Annotated in this window: 19 protein-coding genes; 14 read left to right on the forward strand and 5 right to left on the reverse strand. The window is 48.4% G+C overall.

Features of this window, described 5'->3' with window-relative positions; translation table 11 throughout:
* Positions 1-145 precede the first annotated feature (145 nt).
* The 7 genes from AC0YN4_RS00585 (at position 146) to AC0YN4_RS00615 (ending at position 9371) form a co-directional block, all read left to right on the forward strand.
* Positions 146-1129 (forward strand): substrate-binding domain-containing protein, encoded by a 984-nt coding sequence (locus AC0YN4_RS00585; protein ID WP_475780543.1) that lies wholly within the window; start codon positions 146-148, stop codon positions 1127-1129.
* On the forward strand, positions 1126-2565 hold the full coding sequence (locus tag AC0YN4_RS00590) for a sensor histidine kinase (RefSeq protein ID WP_475780544.1): 1440 nt from the start codon (positions 1126-1128) through the stop codon (positions 2563-2565). The genes AC0YN4_RS00585 and AC0YN4_RS00590 overlap by 4 nt, the downstream gene beginning before the upstream one ends.
* The gene (locus AC0YN4_RS00595; RefSeq protein ID WP_475834847.1) at positions 2526-4160 is read left to right on the forward strand and encodes a response regulator; all 1635 of its coding nucleotides are present in this window, start codon (positions 2526-2528) and stop codon (positions 4158-4160) included. Before AC0YN4_RS00590 ends, AC0YN4_RS00595 begins: the two co-directional genes overlap by 40 nt.
* Positions 4161-4221: 61 nt before the next feature.
* Positions 4222-5283, forward strand: a complete 1062-nt coding sequence (xylF, locus tag AC0YN4_RS00600; protein WP_475834848.1) for a D-xylose ABC transporter substrate-binding protein — start codon at positions 4222-4224, stop codon at positions 5281-5283.
* A gap of 186 nt (positions 5284-5469) precedes the next feature.
* Positions 5470-6567 (forward strand): sugar ABC transporter substrate-binding protein, encoded by a 1098-nt coding sequence (locus tag AC0YN4_RS00605; RefSeq protein WP_475780546.1) that lies wholly within the window; start codon positions 5470-5472, stop codon positions 6565-6567.
* 96 nt (positions 6568-6663) lie between these two features.
* The gene (locus AC0YN4_RS00610; protein ID WP_475834849.1) at positions 6664-8184 is read left to right on the forward strand and encodes an ATP-binding cassette domain-containing protein; all 1521 of its coding nucleotides are present in this window, start codon (positions 6664-6666) and stop codon (positions 8182-8184) included.
* 11 nt (positions 8185-8195) lie between these two features.
* Positions 8196-9371, forward strand: a complete 1176-nt coding sequence (locus AC0YN4_RS00615) for a sugar ABC transporter permease (protein WP_475780548.1) — start codon at positions 8196-8198, stop codon at positions 9369-9371.
* Between the two features lie 69 nt (positions 9372-9440).
* On the opposite strand, the gene AC0YN4_RS00620 is transcribed toward AC0YN4_RS00615, so the two are convergent.
* Complete coding sequence (locus AC0YN4_RS00620; RefSeq protein WP_475780549.1) at positions 9441-9704, reverse strand: metal-sensitive transcriptional regulator; 264 nt, start codon at positions 9702-9704, stop codon at positions 9441-9443.
* Positions 9705-9835: 131 nt separating this feature from the next.
* Between AC0YN4_RS00620 and AC0YN4_RS00625 the strand changes: the two genes are divergently transcribed.
* From AC0YN4_RS00625 to AC0YN4_RS00655, 7 genes are all read left to right on the forward strand, one after another.
* On the forward strand, positions 9836-10585 hold the full coding sequence (locus AC0YN4_RS00625; RefSeq protein ID WP_475834850.1) for a 2-phosphosulfolactate phosphatase: 750 nt from the start codon (positions 9836-9838) through the stop codon (positions 10583-10585).
* Between the two features lie 91 nt (positions 10586-10676).
* Positions 10677-11561 (forward strand): AraC family transcriptional regulator, encoded by an 885-nt coding sequence (locus AC0YN4_RS00630; RefSeq protein ID WP_475834851.1) that lies wholly within the window; start codon positions 10677-10679, stop codon positions 11559-11561.
* Positions 11562-11697: 136 nt separating this feature from the next.
* Positions 11698-12309: an FMN-binding negative transcriptional regulator gene (locus tag AC0YN4_RS00635; RefSeq protein WP_475780552.1), complete on the forward strand. Its 612-nt coding sequence runs from the start codon at positions 11698-11700 to the stop codon at positions 12307-12309.
* 38 nt (positions 12310-12347) lie between these two features.
* Complete coding sequence (locus AC0YN4_RS00640; protein ID WP_475834852.1) at positions 12348-13604, forward strand: cytochrome P450; 1257 nt, start codon at positions 12348-12350, stop codon at positions 13602-13604.
* 133 nt (positions 13605-13737) lie between these two features.
* Complete coding sequence (gene speD / locus AC0YN4_RS00645; protein ID WP_475780554.1) at positions 13738-14550, forward strand: adenosylmethionine decarboxylase; 813 nt, start codon at positions 13738-13740, stop codon at positions 14548-14550.
* Between the two features lie 293 nt (positions 14551-14843).
* Positions 14844-15932: a hypothetical protein gene (locus tag AC0YN4_RS00650; protein ID WP_475834853.1), complete on the forward strand. Its 1089-nt coding sequence runs from the start codon at positions 14844-14846 to the stop codon at positions 15930-15932.
* Positions 15933-16102: 170 nt separating this feature from the next.
* Positions 16103-16555, forward strand: coding sequence for an S-Ena type endospore appendage (locus AC0YN4_RS00655; protein WP_475834854.1), 453 nt, complete (start codon positions 16103-16105; stop codon positions 16553-16555).
* Between the two features lie 64 nt (positions 16556-16619).
* On the opposite strand, the gene AC0YN4_RS00660 is transcribed toward AC0YN4_RS00655, so the two are convergent.
* The 4 genes from AC0YN4_RS00660 to AC0YN4_RS00675 form a co-directional block, all read right to left on the reverse strand.
* On the reverse strand, positions 16620-16949 hold the full coding sequence (locus tag AC0YN4_RS00660) for a DUF3992 domain-containing protein (RefSeq protein WP_475780557.1): 330 nt from the start codon (positions 16947-16949) through the stop codon (positions 16620-16622).
* Between the two features lie 31 nt (positions 16950-16980).
* Entirely contained in the window at positions 16981-17349 is a 369-nt protein-coding gene (locus AC0YN4_RS00665) for a DUF3992 domain-containing protein (RefSeq protein WP_475780558.1), read from the reverse strand.
* 172 nt (positions 17350-17521) lie between these two features.
* A complete protein-coding gene (gene ytxJ / locus AC0YN4_RS00670) occupies positions 17522-17869 on the reverse strand; it encodes a bacillithiol system redox-active protein YtxJ (protein WP_475780559.1) in 348 nt (115 codons plus the stop codon).
* Between the two features lie 98 nt (positions 17870-17967).
* The gene (locus AC0YN4_RS00675; RefSeq protein ID WP_475834855.1) at positions 17968-19905 is read right to left on the reverse strand and encodes a glycosyl hydrolase family 18 protein; all 1938 of its coding nucleotides are present in this window, start codon (positions 19903-19905) and stop codon (positions 17968-17970) included.
* Positions 19906-19980: the final 75 nt, after the last annotated feature.

Genomic DNA, 19980 nt, shown 5'->3' on the forward strand with positions numbered 1-19980 from the left:
ATTGTATCATTTACCGTTGGATTAGAAAACATGAGTATAGCCGATCATTTATTGACCTTGGATGATGCGGTTTGGCGAGGAACTGTGCAGAATAGGTGAATCGTGATAGAATTACGTGAAAATCGCTAATGACTTAGGAGAAAATATGAAAAAGCCTATTTTCTTTACCTTATTCGTGGGCATCTGCCTGGTTGCGTTGACAATTACTTTATATTTGATGTTATATCGTAACGACGATCTCGGGATGTCGGGCAATATGGAGAGTGCGGGCAACCAGACTTCCCCGCATATTGTCATCATTTCACAGGAGCAGGGCAGCTACGTGATGAACGAAATTCAGAAAGGCGCCCGTTCAGCAGCGGCAGGTCACGGCATGCTGATTGACTTCTGGGGGGTATACCGCTCGAACGTCGAGGAGCTCATTAAGCAGGTTGATATTGCAATCGCTTCCAAAGTAGATGGCATTATCATTGAAGGTGTGGATCGACCCGATTTCGTGCAGATCGTCAATAAGGCGACGTTTCGCGGCATTCCTGTTGTCATGATTAATTCCGATGCGCCGGGTAGTCTGAGGAAAACCTACGTCGGTTCGGATCATTACCAGGAAGGCATCGTGATGGGCAAACATATCGCGGAAGCATTGAACGGGCAAGGGACTGTCGGTGTCATTACGAACATGGAGAGCTCGGACACGGACAAGCTGCGGCAGAAGGGTTTGCGTGAGGTGTTGGCTCAATACAATGGAATTCAGCTCGTGTATGCATCAAAGGATAACGAGCATGTGCAGGCTAATGCACAAACCAATGATATTCTGAATCATTATCCGAAGGTGAATGCTTTCATCGGACTGCCGACCGACTCGGGGAAAAGCATCGTGCAGGCCGGCGAATCTCGCTCACGTATGCATGAATATGAAGTATTCATGTTCGACAATTCACCGCAAACGGTCAAATTGATCCAAGAAGGACTGATTGAATCCGGTCTGTCCCAGCATTATGAGGAAATGGGGCAGATGAGCGTCGATTTGATGAAACGCTGGCTGGACAGCGAGCAGCTTCCGCTGAACAAGCGCTATTTTACGCCGATTAGTGTTGTAGCCTCTTCCGGGGAAGGAGGCGGTGCGAAGTGAATACGATTCGCAACAAAATGCTGCTGCTGTCTATTCTCATTTGGATCATCATGGCTGTCATCTGGTTGTCTATGAGTTTGTTTAATCAGCGGACGGTAGAGAAATATAACGAGATTTTGCAGCGCTATCTGTTGATGAACCAAGCCTCGGAGCAAAGCCAGCAGGCACTTACTTCTCTCAACAACTACAGGATATCGCTCTCCCAAGAGAGTCTGGAGCAGTATTTCGACGATAATAATGAGCTGCAGCACACCAAATCGGAGCTCAATTGGCTGCGCAACGCGAACAATGCGATGCTGCTCGATAACTTTCAGCATATGCTGGAGAGCCAGTCCGAGGCGATGGGGCTGGTCGTCCGGTTTCAGAAAGACAACAACGAGGATGAGGTAGCGAAGAAGTTCGATGAGGCATCGAGCATTTCCAAATATATCTCGGAAGCGACCCTGACGCTGATCAGCGGGGAACAGAAGACCTATGATGCCTTTTATCGCAAAATTATTAAGCGCAGTGATGATTTGCTCAAGATGGGCTTCTGGACGCTCGCGCTTGTATCGCTCATGCTGCTCATCTTCTCCTTCCGGTTCGTGAACAGCGTGACGCAGCCGATTCTGAAACTAACGCAGTCAGCGAGGGAGCTTTCGCGGGGCAATTTCCACAAGCCCATTGAAATCAATAACAATGATGACATGTCGTTCCTAGCCAAAACGTTAGACACGATGCGTCTGAATATCGGCAATCTGTTCGATGAAATTCAAAGTAAGGCGCAGCTGGAATATGATCTTCACAAGCATAAGCTGATGCTGAAGGAGAGTGAGCTGAAGAGCCTGCAGAGCCAGATCAATCCTCATTTTCTATTCAATACGCTTAATATGCTCTCGAAGGAGGCTTATCTCGCCGGCGCAGACAAAACAAGCGAGTTAATCAGCTCGGTTGCCGGGATGCTTCGCTACAATTTACGCCGGATGGACAGCAGAGTGACGCTTGGAGACGAGGTCGAGGTGCTGGAAGAATATTTGGCGATTCAGAAAGCAAGATTCGGTGATCGGCTGAAGGTTGTCCGGGAGATTGAAGAAGCGGGGCTCGATATCGATGTGCCGATTCTCATTCTACAGCCGCTTGCGGAGAATGTATTTATCTATGCGATTGAACCGTCTGAAGACGGCGGCACGTTAACGCTTCGCGTGAAGAGTCATGAGGAGCATGTCACGGTCGAGGTGTCCGATACAGGTCAAGGCATGGACGCTGAGCAGATTGAACGGCTTCTGGCGGATACGGATAATTCCATTTATAAGGGTCATTCCACCGGAATTGGAATTCGGAATGTGCTGCATAGGCTGCAGCTGTTCTATGGAGTTGAAGAGATTATACACATTGACTCGAAGATCGGAGAAGGAACATGCATTACGTTAACGCTTCCGAGGAAGCCCAAGCTATGATACGGATATTGATTGTTGATGATGAGCCGATCGAGCGTATGGCTCTCCAGCGGATCATCGAAACAAGCTTCACAGAGGTCGAAATTGTCGGACAGGCTTCCAATGGACGCGAAGCGATCGAATCGGCGGAGCTGCTTAAGCCGGATCTGATTACGATGGATATCAAGATGCCCGGCATTAACGGGCTTCAAGCGATTGAACGCATTAAGACGTTTAACGATACGGTGAAGTTCATTGTCGTTACGGCATTCGACACGTTCGAGTTCGCCAGATCGGCGCTGCAAATGGGGGTAAGCGATTATTTGCTTAAACCCAGTAAGACGACGGTTATTCAAGAAACGATCGGGAAAGTCGTTCATGACATCTTGAGCAACCGGATGGAATCCGAGCATCGGCGTATGGATTCGGAGCGTCTGCGCAGAATGCTTCCTATCGTGGAGGCGGATATTGTTTCACAGCTGCTGTTTGACGATGCTCCGTCTGTGCATCTGAGTGAGATGATTCATTTATTGGGTCTGCCCGCGACGAAAGGCGGCTTCGTCATTAATTTGCTGCTCTCGGAGTCGACACATGAAGGCCGCCCTGAGCACGGCCGACATGAAGAGCTGGAAGGACTGCACGCCGTCATCGTGAAGCAATTAGCCGATTGGAACGTTCATTGCTGGATCGGCAAAATTACCGGTAATCAAATTCCAATCATTCTATTCATGGAAGGCGAGCAGTCCTACCGCAGCTACGCTGTTGTCATGGGCCGGAAACTCGTGCAGGCAGCCTTGCGTCATAGCGGGTATGAGCCTTTTGCCGGAATCGGCGGATTGTACAGAGAATTGAAGGAATTGCGCAAATCGTATCATGAGTCGATGCTGGCATCCGTTGATCTATCGTTGCCTGCGCGGTTCTGCTTATTTGAGGATCTTCCTCGTCATGACAGCAAGTCGATCAGCCGATTGACGATGGATTTGGAGAAAAATGTGCTGGAAGACGTTCGCCGAGGTCATTTTGAGGCTGCGGCCGATCTGGTCAGGCAGATGATTGATGTGTACGAAGGAGCGGGAGAGCGTGTCGCCATCGCGCAGCAGCGTGTGTTTGAAGTCTTGGTCATCGTCAGTCGGATGCTGCAGGAAATGGGTGTTGCTATTCAAAAGCTATATTACCAAGGTCAAACGACGAATTATGTGCAGCTTCGCGCAGAGACGCGAGTGCTCATTACGAGCATTGCGGAAGCGGCGGCACGGAACAACGGTGATTTGGAGACGGGCCTTCTTCTCAAGCTGAAGCATTACATTAAGGAACACGCCCATGAAGACTTGTCACTGGAACGGTTGGCAGCTGTCGTGGACAGGAACCCTTTCTATGTGAGCAAGCTGTTCAAGGAACAGTTTGGCATGAATTATATTGACTATTTGACCGAGTGCCGCATGGAGGCCGCCAAGCAATTGATGCTGGAGTCGGAGATGAGCCTGAAGGAAATTACGTTCGAAATCGGATACAATGATCCCAATTATTTCAGCCGCGTCTTCAAGAAGATCGTGGGACATTCACCGACAGATTATCGCAAACAACTGCTGCGTCCGGTAGACAAGAAGCAGCTGTAGGAGAGCGTGGAAAGGGAGGTTAACCGTGAGGCATCGCCATCGAATTCCAAATTGTAATCGAATGCAAGTGAAGCTGCTGCTGAGCTTAATGGGAGTTATTGTACTGCTGTCTGCCTGCTCACTTGGCGGAACCGGTGCAGGTGTACGAGCGGGGACCGAGGAAACTCCGACCAAACAAGTCAGTGATGCGCAGGTGGTCATTGGCTTGTCCCTCGATACGTTAGAGGAAGAACGTTGGAAGAAGGATCGGGATTTGTTCAAAGCTGCTGTTGAAGGTCTCGGTGCAGAGGTGGATGTCCAAGCGGCCAATGGCGACGACGCCAAACAAATTGCCCAAGCGGAGAATATGATCTCGCGCGGCGTGGATGTTCTCGTTGTCGTACCTCATAATGCGGAAGCCGGAGCAGCCATTGTCGCAAAAGCCCATCAAGCGGGCATACAAGTGATCTCTTATGATCGGTTGATCTTAAATGCCAATGTCGATCTCTATATTTCCTTTGATAACGAGAAGGCCGGCGAGCTTCAGGCGAGAGCCATTGTGTCTAAGGTACCCAAAGGGAACTACGTGCTGATTGAAGGGGCAGATACGGATAACAATGCTCATATGTTCAAGAAAGGCCAGATGAAAGTGCTTAAGCCTTTCGTGGATCGAGGAGACATACGTATTGTCTATGATCAATTCACGAAGGAATGGATCCCTGCCAATGCCAGAGCGAATATGGAAGAGGCGCTGAAAGCCAATCATAATGACATCGATGCCGTTATTGCAGCTAACGACGGTACGGCAGGCGGAGTCATAGCAGCACTTGCCGCTCAGCAAATGGCTAGCAGAATCCCTGTTTCCGGGATGGATGCCGAGCTCGCGGCCGCGCAGCGAATCGTGGAAGGTACGCAAACGATGACGGTCTATAAGCCGATTCCGAAGCTTGCGGAAGCTGCAGCAGACTTAGCTGTACGGATGGCGAAGGGCGAGAAGGTGAGCACGGACAAGACCGTTTTCAACAAGAAAATCGATGTGCCGGCCATCTTGCTTGAACCGATCGCAGTCGATCGAATGAACATGGATGCAACGATTATTGCCGATGGCTTCCACCAGCGGGCAGATATTTATCGGACAGAGTAAGCAGTAGAAGCGGAAGATCAGCGATTGAGCTGATCTTCCGCTTTTTTGTTTGCCCGATAAGCAGTGAAAATCAAAATAGTGCAGATGGTATGAAAAAAGTGCTATAAGTTAGCGCTTTCAAGGTGAATATCCGATGCTATAGTTGGTTTTGTAAACGCTTTAGTATATCGAGAGGGGAAAACAATCATGAAAAAAGGCTTCAAATCAATCGCGTTAGTAATGGTCATTATGTTGCTTGCAACAATCGTCGCTGCTTGCGGCGACAGCAAAAAGGTAAGTGTAGGTATCGTATTGCCGACTAAGGATGAGCCGCGTTGGGTGCAGGATGAAACGCGCTTTAAAGCAGCACTGGACGGCACGGATTATTCAACGGAAATTTTGTTCAGCCAAGGCTCTTCAGCCAAAGAGAAAGAGAACGTAGAGACGCTGATCAATAAAGGCATCCAAGTCCTTATTATCTGTCCGCAAGACGGCGATGCTGCAGCATCTGCAGTTGAAGCTGCTAAAGAAGCCGGCGTTAAAGTGATCTCCTATGATCGCCTCATTACTAAAACAGATGCAGTTGACTACTACGTAACATTCGATAGCGTAGCGGTTGGTAAAGCACAAGCGCAATACCTGGTCGACCATGCCAAAGGAAACGGCGAGCCGCTTTACTTGTACGCTGGCGCTGCTTCCGACAACAACGCATTCTTGTTCTTCCAAGGTGCTTGGGAAGTGCTGCAGCCTAAGATCGCTGACGGTACATTCAAAGTAGCAAACTCGAGTGAAGCTGAAGGCTTGAAGGATACAGCTGAACTATCCCGTGATCAACTGAGCAAAATCATTGGTCAAGTAACAACGAACTGGGATGCAAACGAAGCGAAGAACAAAGCCCAAACCCATTTGACTGCAGCAGCAGCTGACATGAAAGGCGACGTGGCGATCTTGGCACCAAATGATGGTACGGCTCGTTCGATCGCTGACGTATTCGGTTCTGATAAAGCGGTTACAAGCTTCGTGGTTACAGGTCAAGATGCGGAGCAAGCTTCTGTTCAATACGTGATTGACGGCAAACAATCGATGACCGTATTCAAAGATGTTCGTAACTTGGTTAAAGACGCAATGGGTATGGCGGTATCCATCTTGGATGGCAATACTCCTGATACAACAGGTTCGTACAACAATGGCAAGATCGATGTACCGGCCAAACAAACGGACGTAATCGTAGTCGACAAAGCAAACGTGAAAGAAAAGCTAATCGATTCCGACTATTACAAAGCAGCAGATTTCCAAGGGCTGTAAGCACGGCAGATAACCAGCAGGTAATGCGGAATAGTGATAGCACCGTCTATCACTATTCCTTGCTTGTAAGCCTTGTTTGGGTAAGGAGCGACTGACATGAGTGAATTCATATTAGAGATGAACGGGATTTCCAAGGAGTTTACAGGCGTTAAGGCACTTTCGAATGTAAGCTTTAAAGTTAAAAAGGGCGAGATCCATTGCTTGATCGGAGAGAACGGTGCAGGCAAGTCGACGCTGATGAAAGTGTTAAGCGGAGTTTACCCATATGGCACTTATCAAGGCGATATCGTCTATAACGGCGGCGTCCAAAGCTTCTCGAAAATCAGTGACAGCGTAAAAGCGGGTATTGCCATCATCTATCAGGAGCTGGCTCTATTCCCGGATTTGACGGTGTACGAGAATATTTTTGCAGGCAATGAAGTGAAGAATGGCGCGTTCGTAGATTGGAATCAAACGATTGTCAAAGCCAAAGAAATGCTGCAGAAGGTGAAGCTGAACGTAAACCCTGAGGTCTTGATTAAAGACTTGGGCGTCGGGAAGCAGCAGCTGGTCGAGATTGCCAAAGCATTAAGCAAAGAAGTGAAGCTGCTTATTCTGGATGAGCCTACGGCTGCACTGAATGAGGACGACAGTGAGAATCTGCTGCAATTGTTGCGTGAACTGAAGAACCAAGGGATTACATGCATTATGATTTCACACAAGCTCAAAGAAGTCATTGCAATCGCTGACAAGGCAACTGTACTGCGCGATGGGAAAACGATTTGTACGCTCGATGCATCCAAAGGCGAAATTACCGAAAGCATCATTATTAAGAACATGGTTGGTCGTGAGATCGACGATATTTATCCGAAGCGGGCTGACAAGACATTCGGAGAATCGATATTGGAGCTCCGAGATTGGTCTGCCTATGATCCGAAGCTGGGTCGAAGCGTTGTGAAGAACGTTCATTTGCACGTTAAAAAAGGAGAAATCGTCGGCATTGCCGGCTTGATGGGCTCCGGACGAACGGAATTGGCACAAAGCATTTTCGGTAACCCGAAGTCGTATAAATTGCAGGGCGAGATGGTTCTGGATGGCAAATCATGCGTATTCAAGCATCCGCAGGATGCCATTACCGCAGGTATCGCTTATGTGACGGAAGACCGCAAGGGTGATGGTCTCTTCCTGATTCAAGATATTAAGAGCAACCTAACAGCTGCGAATCTTCATGAGATATCATCACGCGGATTTATAAACAGCAATGAAGAAGTGAATATCTCGAATAGCTACAAGCAGTCGTTAAATATTAAAGCCCCTTCCATTGAGCAAATCGTCGGCAACTTAAGCGGCGGCAATCAACAGAAGGTATCACTGGGCAAATGGCTGTTTGTCGGTCCGAAATTGCTCATTCTGGATGAACCGACTCGAGGAATCGATGTCGGCGCCAAATTTGAAATTTATACCATCATGAACAAGCTGATCAGTGAGGGAATGAGCATTATTATGATTTCATCCGAGCTCGGTGAGATATTGGGAATGAGTGACCGCATCTACATCATGGCAGAAGGCCGCATGAAGGGCGAGCTGTCCATAGAAGAAGCCGATCAGGAAAAAATCATGCATTTTGCAACGCAATAGGGGGAAGACTTGTGAATTTCTATAACGAAGCAAAGTCGTTAATTAAAGTAAATATTCGTGAATATGGCATGTATATCGCCTTGTTCGTCATCATGCTCACATTCTCTATCATGACAGACGGTTTATTCATGTCATCACGGAATATCAGCAATTTGCTTGATGCAACGGGCTATATCGCAGTTCTTGCTGTAGGGATGACACTTGTTATCGTCATTCGGCACATTGATCTGTCTGTTGGATTTGCAGCAGGATTTCTCGGCGCAATCGCAGCGATTTTCTTAACGCAGCTTGGGGTACCCTTCTATCTGACCATTCCGATCATCCTCGTACTCGGAATTGTAGTCGGACTGTTTAACGGATTCCTGGTTGCACAAATCGGCATTCCTTCCTTCGTTGCTTCCTTGGCGGGCATGTTGATTTTCAGAGGCGCACTGCTTAACGTAACCGAGAAAACAGGGACCATTATAATCAAAGATGAGCATTTTAACGCAATCGGGAACGGATTTATCCCTTCCATTGTGAAGATTAACGGACTAAACCTGCTTTCCTTAATCTTCGGCCTATGTATTATCCTGCTTTACATTGTGATGGAAGTGTCGAAGCGCAGAAACAAACTGAAGTACAATTTTGAAGTCACCTCCAAGAACATCTTCATGGTGAAGCTGGTATTCGTATCTGCCATTATTGCTTATATCACATGGATCATCGCAGGCTATAACGGCTTCTCCTGGACGGTCATCATTATGCTGCTCGTCGTTGTGATCTATCAAATTCTGACGTCCAAAACCGTGCTCGGCCGTCACATCTATGCAGTCGGCAGCAACCCGGAGGCCGCGCATTTGAGCGGGATCAGCGTGAAGAAGATTACGTATATCGTATTCGGCTCGATGGGGATGCTCTCGGCGCTCTCCGGTATCTTGTTCACAGCACGCTTGCAATCCGCTACGACAACAGCAGGTACACTGTTCGAGCTTGACGCGATTGCTGCTGCTTATGTCGGCGGCGTATCCGCAGCAGGCGGGGTCGGTAAAGTGACGGGCTCCATCATTGGAGCGATTGTTATGGCTTCCCTATCAAGCGGTATGAATTTGCTTGGCGTCGGTATTTCGTATCAATATATGATTCGCGGAGCCGTATTGGCAGCTGCCGTTATATTCGATGTGATGACGCGTAAGAAGAGATCCTAGTCAGAAGAGCCGCCTGATCCGCGAATAGCGTGGATCAGGCGGTTTTTTGCTGTTGCCTGAGGCAACGCATTATCTGCTCTTGATCAGCAGTGAAATGGCTTCTTCCACAAGCTTGCTTGTATCGCCGCCGCTTTCATTTTCTTCCCTGATGCACTGCTCCAGGTTCTTGGCCACAACATAAGCGATTGCTTTATCGGCAGCACTCCGGACAGCCGAGATTTGGGCGACTACGTCCTTACAATGCTGGCCTTCTTCCATCATATTTAAGACGCCGCGAATTTGGCCTTCCATTCGCCGCAGTCGTTTCTTCAAATCGTCGTCATAAGTAGTCATGTTCATTCAGCTCCCATTGCCGCCTAGAGCGGATATAGGATTGATTATGGCTGATTTCGTCTTATTTCTCAATATAGCGGACTGTGCTGTGGTAAAGTCTAGGAGATAGAATTTACCCGCGAGGTGATAATATGACAATCTCTGCAGTTTATCAGCAAACCAAATATACAGTTCGTTTCGAATGGGGATATGAAGGTGTTCGTGCACTAGCTCCTGTCTCGGACCTTGTTGTCATCATAGACGTTCTTTCTTTTACGACTTGTGTAGATATCGTTCTCAGCCGCGAAGGTGTTGTCTTCCCCTATCGATTCAAGGATGCCTCAGCAGCAGATTATGCTCGTGATAAGCAAGCTTTACTTGCGGGCAAACGCGGCGAACCGATATCGTTATCACCGGCTAGATTAGCGCTTCTTGAAGCAAACAGCCGAATTGTGCTGCCTTCGCCTAATGGCGCGACATGCTCGTTTATCGCTAAAGACAGCCAGTGTGAAGTCATTGCCGCTTGTCTGCGAAATGCGAGTGCAGTTGCGCAGTATATACGTGAGCGAGGCGGTATTGTAACGGTTATCGCCGCCGGAGAGCGTTGGAGTGACGGGAGTCTGCGGCCTAGTTTCGAAGACATGCTGGCAGCCGGCGCGATTCTGAGTCGACTCGGTGCATTCGAATTATCACCTGAAGCGAAGAGCGCGGCAGCTGTATTCGAAGCATGCAAAGGTGAGCTAACGCAGATGGTTGCGTCCTGCAGCTCAGGTCAAGAATTGATTGCAATCGGATATGAGGATGATATTCAGCTGGCTACCGAGTTTGATTCAAGCTTGATCATTCCTGTACTAGATAAACACGGCGCATTCGTTAATCGATCAACATTCATCCATACATAAATAGATGAAAGCATCCTGCATTATCGTGCACCAATAGTCGGATTACACTGCACACGTTCTGTTACTTTATAGAAGTAGGAGGGAGGAACCCATGAATTTGCTGGCAGACATGAATCGTGCCATCGCCTATATGGAGGACAATCTGGCGGAGGAGATTGACTTCAAAGAAGTCGCAAGGTTGGCGATGTGCTCTGAATTTCATTTTAAACGGATGTTTTCATTCCTTTCAGGCGTGTCGTTGTCGGAGTACATTCGTCGCAGGCGCCTTACTCTTGCAGCATTCGAGCTGCAAAGCAGCAGCAATGAAACGACGAAAATCATCGATATTGCCGTGAAATACGGGTACAACTCGCCGGATGCATTCACAAGAGCATTCCAAGGCTTGCATGGCCTAACGCCGACGGAAGCAAGAAGCAAAGGTCAAACGTTACAAGCTTTTCCGAGAATGACGTTTCAATTAACGATTAGAGGAGGAGATAAAATGATTTTCCGTATCGAAGAGAAAGAAGCTTTCCGAATAGTAGGGGTAATGAAACGGGTCCCGATCCTATTCAACGGTGTTAACCCGGAAATTGCAGCCATGGCGGGGAGCTTAACGGAGGAGAAAATCAAGAAGCTCAAGAGTCTGTCTAATATCTCGCCTAAGGGGATGCTTAGTGCTTCCACGAACTTCTCCGAAGGGCGTATGGAGGAGAAAGGGGAGCTTGATCACTATATCGGCGTTGCTACAACGCTCGAATGTCCGGAAGATATGGAGAAGCTGGAAGTGGCGCCAACTACATGGGCCGTATTCGAAGCAGTGGGACCGTTTCCGGAAACGCTGCAAAATGTATGGGGACGGATCTACTCCGAATGGTTTCCGTCATCCAGCTACGAGCAAGCACAAGGCCCTGAGCTGGTGTGGCACGAGAGTAAAGATATGACGTCGCCGACCTATAGAAGCGAAATATGGATTCCGGTGCAGAAGAGACAATAACTTGAAATGTCATGGCGGATAGCAAACAAGCTATTCGCCTTTCTTGTTTTGTTCAACCCATCAAACGGTGCAACTTTTGTCTGCGTGTTCACGTACTATGTGCATGTAAAAAAATAGGTATAAGGAGGTGGAGCAGTTGTATATTCCCAAACATTTTCAGGTGACGGACATTCCGGCGATGGTGTCGTTCATTAAAGCGCATAGCTTTGGCACATTATTCTCGCAGACGGATGGAGTACCCTACGCGACACATTTGCCTTTTCTAATCGAGCAAGATGACAGCGGTCAATATTATCTGCTTGGACATATGGCCAAGACCAATCCTCATTGGACTTACATAGATGGCCAAGTATTGGTTGTTTTTCAAGGCCCTCATACTTATATTTCTCCGACCTGGTATCAAGAAGGGAATACCGTTCCCACTTGGAATTATACAGCTGTTCATGCGTACGGCGAGTATATACCTGTAACTCTTCAAGATGAGCTTGCCGGAATTTTGAACCGAACAATCAGCACCTACGAAGCTTCTATGGAAACACCGTGGACAACAGATACTCGTTCCTCATTTAATGAGCAGCTCATGAACATGATCGTCGGATTCAAGCTAAGAATCACAAGCTTCGAAGGGAAATGGAAATTAAGTCAAAATCATTCCACGGAACGAAGGACGAAAGTGATCCAAGGATTGAGAAAATCATCGGATGTAAACGCGAATCAGATCGCGGACATGATGGAGCAAAGGTTGTAAGTACTTAGCCTCAACACTAGAAATGGAGCGTGGAGCTGTTGCAAAATCAATCGCGTACCTTTGAACCCTCGGAAATCGCATCATGGTTTGGGCCTTATAACGTACAAGTGCATGATAATCCTTATCCGTTCTATAGCTATTTGCTCGAGCAAGAACCGGTTCGATATCTGGAATGGCACAATATGTGGGTGGTTTCCCGCTACGAGGATGTCAACCGTGTTCTGAAAGATCCGCTGTTTGTCCGAGAGAACCGAAACGCGATGCCGCAGCACCAGCGAGAAGAACAGCCGCCGCAGTCGCAGAATACGCCATGGGAGCCGGTAAATAACCTCTTGGATAACTGGATGCTGCTTCGCGATGCACCGACACATACAAGATTGCGCGGGCTTGTCAGCCACTCCTTCACACCCCGATCGATGGAGAGGCTGAAGCAGAATATCCGCTCCATTGCGGAGCATCTTGCCGAGCAGATGGCAGAAGAGACTCAGCCTGATCTCATTCAATCCTTCGCATTTCCATTGCCGGTTATCGTCATTGCCGAGATGCTTGGCGTACCACCGGAAGACAGGGAGATGTTTAAGGAATGGTCGCATACCTTTGCCAGAATACTCGAAGGCGGCGGTGATCAAACGCCTGATTTCGCAGAACAAGCCGTGCGGGCTGCCGTCGAAATTACAGCGTATTTCCGCAGCTTAATTGCGGAACGTACGTTTTCCCCGCGTGAAGATATGATTAGCGATTTACTGGCCGCTAAAGAACAAGCAGATGCGCTAACCGAGCAGGAGCTTATCGCTACATGCGTGCTGCTGCTGGTAGCCGGTCATGAGACGACGGTGAATCTGATTGGAAATACAGTGCTTGCTTTGTTGAACCACCCTGAACAATATGCGCGTTTACTCGAAAATCCCGGTCTTATTCCTTCCGCGGTTGAGGAAGGATTGCGATATGAAAGTCCGGTGCAGATGACTTCACGCCTTGCATCTGTCGATTATGAGCTTGGAGGCCAGACGATTCGTCAAGGGCAGGTGGTACAAGTGATGCTTGGTGCGGCAAACCGCGATCCTGCCCAGTTTACGAATCCGAATCAATTCGATATCGGGCGTACGCCGAATCGACATTTGGCATTCGCTTCCGGCGCTCATTTCTGCTTAGGTGCACCGCTTGCTCGACTGGAAGGTGAAATCGCGCTAACTGCGCTGTTGAAACACTTTCCGCAAATGCGCTTCGCGGATGCCGCCCCAAATTGGCGTCATAATGTTCTGTTCCGCGGCATGGGGACCATGCATGTTCGCTGAGGTGTCAACAGGCTTAACCAAACAAGAGAAGAAAAATAATCCGATTCTGGGATAGAAGCTGCCCGGACTTCCCATTCTAAGTATACAGTCGTTTATTTCCGCGCCGGAGGCGTTACACTTAGGGGGAGCCCAATTGCCATTAACATCAGAGCAGCGCATTACGCTTCATGGCTTTAACAACTTAACCAAGTCGTTAAGCTTCAATATGTACGATATCTGTTTTACCAAAACGAAAGAAGAGCGCGAATCGTATATCGCTTACATAGACCAGCAATACAATGCGGATCGACTGACCTCGATATTGAAGACGGTAGCCGAAATTATAGGAGCACACGTGCTGAATGTAGCTAAGCAGGATTACGAGCCGCAAGGGGCAAGCGTGACGATGCTCGTTTCGGAAGGTCCGCTCGAGCAAGCGACTCACGAATCATTCGAGGAATCGCCCGGACCCGTTCCCAGTGGCGTTGCCATGCATCTGAATACGAGCCATATCACCGTGCATACGTATCCCGAATATCATCCGGATGAAGGAATCAGTACGTTCCGGGCCGATATAGACGTCTCTACCTGCGGTGAAATTTCACCTCTTAAAGCGCTGAACTATCTCATTCGCTCCTTTGATACCGACATTATGATTATCGATTACAGAGTGAGGGGATTTACGCGGGATATCAACGGGTACAAGCTGTTTATCGACCATGAAATCAGTTCGATTCAAAGCTATATTCCGGCTGAAATTCAAGATTTGTATCAGATGATTGATGTGAATGTGTATCAGGAAAATATCTTTCACACGAAATGCAAGCTGCGGGAGTTTGATTTGAACAATTATTTGTTCGGATACACGAAAGACACACTCAGCAAGGAAGAGCAGCTGGAAATTGAGAAGAGCGTAAAGTGGGAAATGGACGAAATTTTCTACGGGAAGAATATGGTGTTTGCATAAAGAGGTTCAAAGAGACTTGTCACAACAGTGGCAAGTTTCTTTGATTATTTGCATTTCAACCAAAAAATGTATAGGTCAGTAAGGGAACGGAAGTCGGTTAATAGATGAGGTCGAAGAACGGGGCTTGTCACTCATGTGACAGGCTTTTTTAGTACCTGTTAATCGCCAATTTTGGTGAAATGCGGGCTTGAGTACAAGCGATGAACGGAGATGACCATCTACTGGTACTAGTGCAGCTAAGAAATATAGAGATAGTAGACTTTGAGGGTCTATGGAACGGAGGGGCATAAGTCATGCCAAATGGTAATTCGAAATCAGGCGACGTTTTCATGGAAAGCTCGCTCCGCCGACATTGTTCTTGTTCAGGCTCATCTATGCTGAGCTGCGACGGTCTCTCGAAAGGAGGAGGCGGGCAATGCTGCCCAGTTTGTCCGCCCGGAGCTACGGGAGCAACGGGTGCAACGGGAGCGACGGGAGCAACGGGAGCGACGGGAGCTACGGGAGCAACGGGTGCAACGGGAGCGACGGGAGCGACGGGGGCTTCGGGAGCAACGGGAGCGACGGGAGCAACGGGGGCAACGGGGGCGACGGGAGCAACGGGAGTGACTGGAGCAACGGGAGCAACGGGGGCGACAGGAGCGACGGGAGCGACGGGAGCAACGGGAGCGACGGGGGCAACGGGAGCGACGGGAGCGACGGGGGCGACGGGAGCAACGGGTGCAACGGGAGCGACAGGAGTGACAGGAGCAACGGGTGCAACGGGAGCGACAGGAGTGACAGGAGCAACGGGAGCGACGGGGGCAACGGGAGCAACGGGTGCAACGGGAGCAACGGGTGCAACGGGGGCGACGGGTGCAACGGGAGCGACAGGAGTGACAGGAGCGACAGGGCCGAATTTTGCAGCGATTGGTTTTTCTGCGTTCTTAGCTACGCTTACTATTGCTGCAAGTACCCAGCTAACGAACTGGTCAGTCGCCAGTCCATATTACGGGAATGCGGCGTTTAATCCGGTAACAGGTAATTTTACGGTACCAGTAACAGGTAGATATGCGATCAAAGCGACCATCAACTATATAACAACTGCTGCAATTTCCGTTACACTTGGCGCCGGAATCAATCCTTTTTTTGCCGTGCAGCGTACCGCGCCAACGGCGACCAATTTAGTAAGTGGCCTACTACCCGTACTCAACGTGAATGTTGTGCTGCTGTTGACTTTAAGAGCTGTGCTCGGAAACGGGGAAATCACATTGGCCGGAGATGTTGCGCTGACAGCCGGAGATGTAGTGGGGTTATTTTACAATTCCGATGGTTTGACGATATCAATCAATATAGGAAGCGGGGCCACTCGAGGCGTTGTTTGGTCGATGTTTGAGCTGACCTAATCAAAGTGGAAATAAAATCCTATTAACAATGGCAATGCGTGATGAGCAGGCATTTAATAACAGAAAGCATCGTGATTATAGGTTTCTGAAAGAGGGGGAGGAAGCTGAAAAAGACATTATGTCGCAAGAAGCGACCCTCCTGCGTACCTAGAAAAAATAGCGCACCACATATGAAGTGTGGACACAAGCACAGACGAATCTGTCAATCTCATCCAACGCCGCTTTGTCCGCCAACAACAAACAATATCATCCTTCCGCAGCCGCCTTATATTCATCCGCCGGATCCGCCGAAGAAGCCCAAGACGTCTTATAGGTTTGATAAAGAATGCTGCGGCAATCTATTACTTCAAGGGGAACAGCCCGAGTTTCAACTGTGGGAGCTGAATGTGTCCTCCACGCAGACATTATCCCAAATCAGCATTTTCTCAAATGAAAAAAGTACGCAAGCTTTGGAGATCGACATTGTGGGGGGAGATACGAGGCATTTGATTGTGCCCCCGGGAAGCACGGTTAATTATATCGGGCAATCGGTCATTTCCGTTCGTGTCCCTTCACAAGGCAGCGATTCAACCTATATCGAGGGAAAATATGTAATCTCAACTACGCTAACCCTGCAAAGTTGACATCGGTACCATCCATAAAAAGAGGCGGCTTTCTACTCTGAGTAGAGAGCCGCCTTCACTTGGTTTAGAGGTTGTATCGAATGGTAATGCAAAATTCACCTTGCGCCGCCGCTGTTGCCGTTAAGTTGATCGTATCGAAGCGGCCGACTGTAAAGGACGTACTGCTGCCTGCAGGTATAATAATAGTTTGAATCGTAGCTGCATTTCGGATAAAGGTGACCGTGATCGTTCCCGTACTGGATTCGATTTTGACATATCCCGTGCCTGTAATGATTTGAGATAGATTATCCGCATATACGGTCTGTGTACCGGCAGCCGTAAACTGCCAATTCGTACACACTTTATCTTGCACCATGACTTTGTCTGAACAACAACTAAGTGCCGAATTACACATTATATGTCCCTCCTCTGGATGGATGGATTCTCTAAATGGCATAACGAGTGGTAATACAGAATTCGCCTTGGTAAGTACCAGCGGACGCGCCGGGTAATGTTAATCGGATTGAACTGAAGCGGCGGTAAGTAAAAGCTAAACTCATGCCGGGAGAAAGGGTGAGGGGAGTAACCATTGGAGCGCCTGCGCTGTTAAGTACATCCACAACGATGTCATCTGCGCCGACATCATATTGGATATAGCCCGTTCCCACTAAATTTTGATTGATATTGTTTACGTAGACGATAAGCAATACATCGGTTGCAACGACGGTACCGCTCCATGGAGTACATACTTTGTCTTGCACATATTCGTTATTCGTACAGCAGGTCAAAGCAGTAGCAGAGTTATCACATGCCATAGTTAGAACCCTCCGATCCATATTTCTAACTAGTTAATGCATGTTTACACCTGCTCGCTTGGACATTTGTCATAGCAACTTCTAATATATGGTTTTTAAAACTTTAATTAGAGCATAAAAAAAGACCCCTGATATCAAGCGTCTTCACGCTTCTATCAGGGGTCTTCGTCGATTAATTCATTACCGCAGACATATGAGCTTCCGTGATGGACCAATGCGAGGCAGTCCAATACTTCGCTTTATCCTTGATTAGAATCACTTGAGGGGATTCATGTTTAACTGAAGTATCTTCGGCAATTTGGTTCGACACCGGACGGGATTCAATGACTTTGACAAGAACAAAGTCCGTATCAGCCGAAGCCGCTTCGTTATTCTTCAAGTAATTCGAGAACTCCGTGTACGCATTCGCGCTAACCGGACATGTCGTACTGTGTTTGAATACGACCAAAGGACGAGAGCCGGATGCTTCAAATGCCGCATTCCATTCATCGAGGGATTGAATTTCTTTTAGATTAGACATACAGCAATCTCCTAACTGATTTGAAGTGATGTTACGAACGATAACTTCAATCTATAATACCATAACGAAATACCGAAATACTACTTGACCGATTGCCGTTACTTCATTTGGAGCAGCATCGTCCATAGATCTGCTTGCTCATAGCCGAGACGCCAAGCGGCAACGCCGGCTAAATCGTATTCCTTCGCAATGTTGACGCGTGCTTTCACGGTGTCGGCAGTTTCTGCCCAGAATACATGCGTGTACCCATCTTGTCCCGCATAAGTGTATTTCCATTGTCCGGCAGTGGCGTCAAACGTGCGAGTAGCGCCTTGTTCCGCAATGATGCGAGGCAGTTCGCTCATGAAGATGGCTTTGTTGTCCACCAGCTTGCCCGCAGCATCAACACGCCATTCTCGCACATAGAAGGGAATGCCAAGCATCAGCTTGCTGCGGGGGACACCGTAGGCTAGAAATTGCTTCACGCCTTGCTCCACCCAAGTCAGTTCAGCAACGGACCCGGCTTCGTCGCTTCCCTTCCAGTGCTGGTCATAGGCCATAATCATGATCATATCCACGATTTCGGCAAGTGCACGCTGATCGTAAGCGGTTTTGGCATCCCAGCTTACGTCACCTCTAGGGAGATCGATCGATACCGTTAATCCGGCTTTGTGCGCAGCGCTTGTAAACGTACGAACGAATTCGGTATATAAGTCACGATCTTTTCCGGCCATGCCTTCAAAATCGATATTCACACCATCGACATCAAGTGCCGTAAGCTTACTGACGAGGTTCGTGATGAACGTATTCTTCGCAGTCGCATTCCGTAGAAACGCGCTTGTCAGCACCGCATCGAACTGATTGCTTACGAGCGGAGTCAGTTTGATGCCGGAGGCCTTGATCGATTGCACGAGTGCCGGATCCGAAGTATCCGTGAAGGTTCCATCTGCACCCGAAAGCTCAAACCAAGATGGAGAATCGATATCAAGTCCTTGCGTTTTGCTGACTTGATCCATCACCGTCGATGTACGGGATGTACCGTTCCACCCCAGAAGCTGAAGCGACTTCTTATTGTTCCAGATCGCTCGGAGATCTGTTGTCATAACGGTGGACCCGGCGTACGTATTGGCAAAGTCCACTGCACCTTTACGAGTATGGAACGAGCGCAGCTTCTGGTCACCTTGATAAACAGTCAGATAAGGAACATTCGTCCACCAAGTAAGCCCGTTCTTCACGACATATGCTCCGGACAAGGATTTGGCATATTGAATCGCACTTTGAATGCTATAGTACGAGGCCACCACCGGGCCGGATTGGACGACCGTGAACGTTGGGATATTGGTATGTATAATTAGACCTGTTGCGCTATTTACGACACTGCTGCCAGGTACTTTGTATGAAGCACGGATCGCATCCAGCAAGAAGCTGTATGCGGGCGCGCCATCTTGAACGCTGTCCGTTACAATGCTGTATGTCAGCGGGGCTTTACGTTGAACGGCTTTCTGTGCATCAGTCAGGTTATCCCAAACCCACTGATTAGTTGCCAGCTCCATAATATGCATGTTGCCGTAAGCTTTAGCAGCTTTCTTCGCATCAGCAAGGGTCACGAACGACCAGTTCGCCAGCGTTTTATCACCTTGATACATTTGATAGTTAGGATAATTGCTTTGAATGAATCCAGGCTTCTCCAAGTCGCGGATTTGCGCGAAACGGACTTTACTTGCAAAAAGCTGGGCTTCAGCCAACGTACGGAATTCCCGGCCGTTCGAACTTACGCCGTTCTCATACACTTTATACTTCGGAAGGTTGTCCCAAACCCATTCGCGGTTCGCGATCTTTTCAACATGTGTGTACGTAAATTGCTTAGCGTAAGCAACTGCACTGCTCTCAGCTGCAAATTCCTTCATGGCAGCATCGTTGTGGTAGACACGATATTTAGTCGTATTGTCCGTGGTTGCAACAGCAGCATCGCTACTGGTCGTTGATATCGTCGACAAAATAGCTTGAACAACTAATACAGCCGCGATTATAAACGTCCATTTGTTACGAATAACCATCTCCTGATATAACACTCCTCTCTGAATCTACTCTATTAGACGTAGAATAGGGGAGGAGGTTGCGAAGAAAATGAC

Source organism: Paenibacillus sp. J22R3 (assembly GCF_056269305.1).

Excerpts from the sequence above, each read along its gene's own strand:
- AC0YN4_RS00655 (WP_475834854.1), top strand. The coding sequence starts at position 16,103 with ATGAAGTGTGGACACAAGCACAGACGAATCTGTCAATCTCATCCAACG.
- xylF (WP_475834848.1), top strand. The coding sequence starts at position 4,222 with ATGCAAGTGAAGCTGCTGCTGAGCTTAATGGGAGTTATTGTACTGCTG.
- AC0YN4_RS00620 (WP_475780549.1), bottom strand. The coding sequence starts at position 9,704 with ATGACTACTTATGACGACGATTTGAAGAAACGACTGCGGCGAATGGAA.
- AC0YN4_RS00630 (WP_475834851.1), top strand. The coding sequence starts at position 10,677 with ATGAATTTGCTGGCAGACATGAATCGTGCCATCGCCTATATGGAGGAC.
- AC0YN4_RS00660 (WP_475780557.1), bottom strand. The coding sequence starts at position 16,949 with ATGTGTAATTCGGCACTTAGTTGTTGTTCAGACAAAGTCATGGTGCAA.
- AC0YN4_RS00650 (WP_475834853.1), top strand. The coding sequence starts at position 14,844 with ATGCCAAATGGTAATTCGAAATCAGGCGACGTTTTCATGGAAAGCTCG.
- AC0YN4_RS00610 (WP_475834849.1), top strand. The coding sequence starts at position 6,664 with ATGAGTGAATTCATATTAGAGATGAACGGGATTTCCAAGGAGTTTACA.
- AC0YN4_RS00595 (WP_475834847.1), top strand. The coding sequence starts at position 2,526 with ATGCATTACGTTAACGCTTCCGAGGAAGCCCAAGCTATGATACGGATA.
- AC0YN4_RS00675 (WP_475834855.1), bottom strand. The coding sequence starts at position 19,905 with ATGGTTATTCGTAACAAATGGACGTTTATAATCGCGGCTGTATTAGTT.
- AC0YN4_RS00605 (WP_475780546.1), top strand. The coding sequence starts at position 5,470 with ATGAAAAAAGGCTTCAAATCAATCGCGTTAGTAATGGTCATTATGTTG.
- AC0YN4_RS00585 (WP_475780543.1), top strand. The coding sequence starts at position 146 with ATGAAAAAGCCTATTTTCTTTACCTTATTCGTGGGCATCTGCCTGGTT.
- AC0YN4_RS00665 (WP_475780558.1), bottom strand. The coding sequence starts at position 17,349 with ATGGCATGTGATAACTCTGCTACTGCTTTGACCTGCTGTACGAATAAC.
- ytxJ (WP_475780559.1), bottom strand. The coding sequence starts at position 17,869 with ATGTCTAATCTAAAAGAAATTCAATCCCTCGATGAATGGAATGCGGCA.
- AC0YN4_RS00625 (WP_475834850.1), top strand. The coding sequence starts at position 9,836 with ATGACAATCTCTGCAGTTTATCAGCAAACCAAATATACAGTTCGTTTC.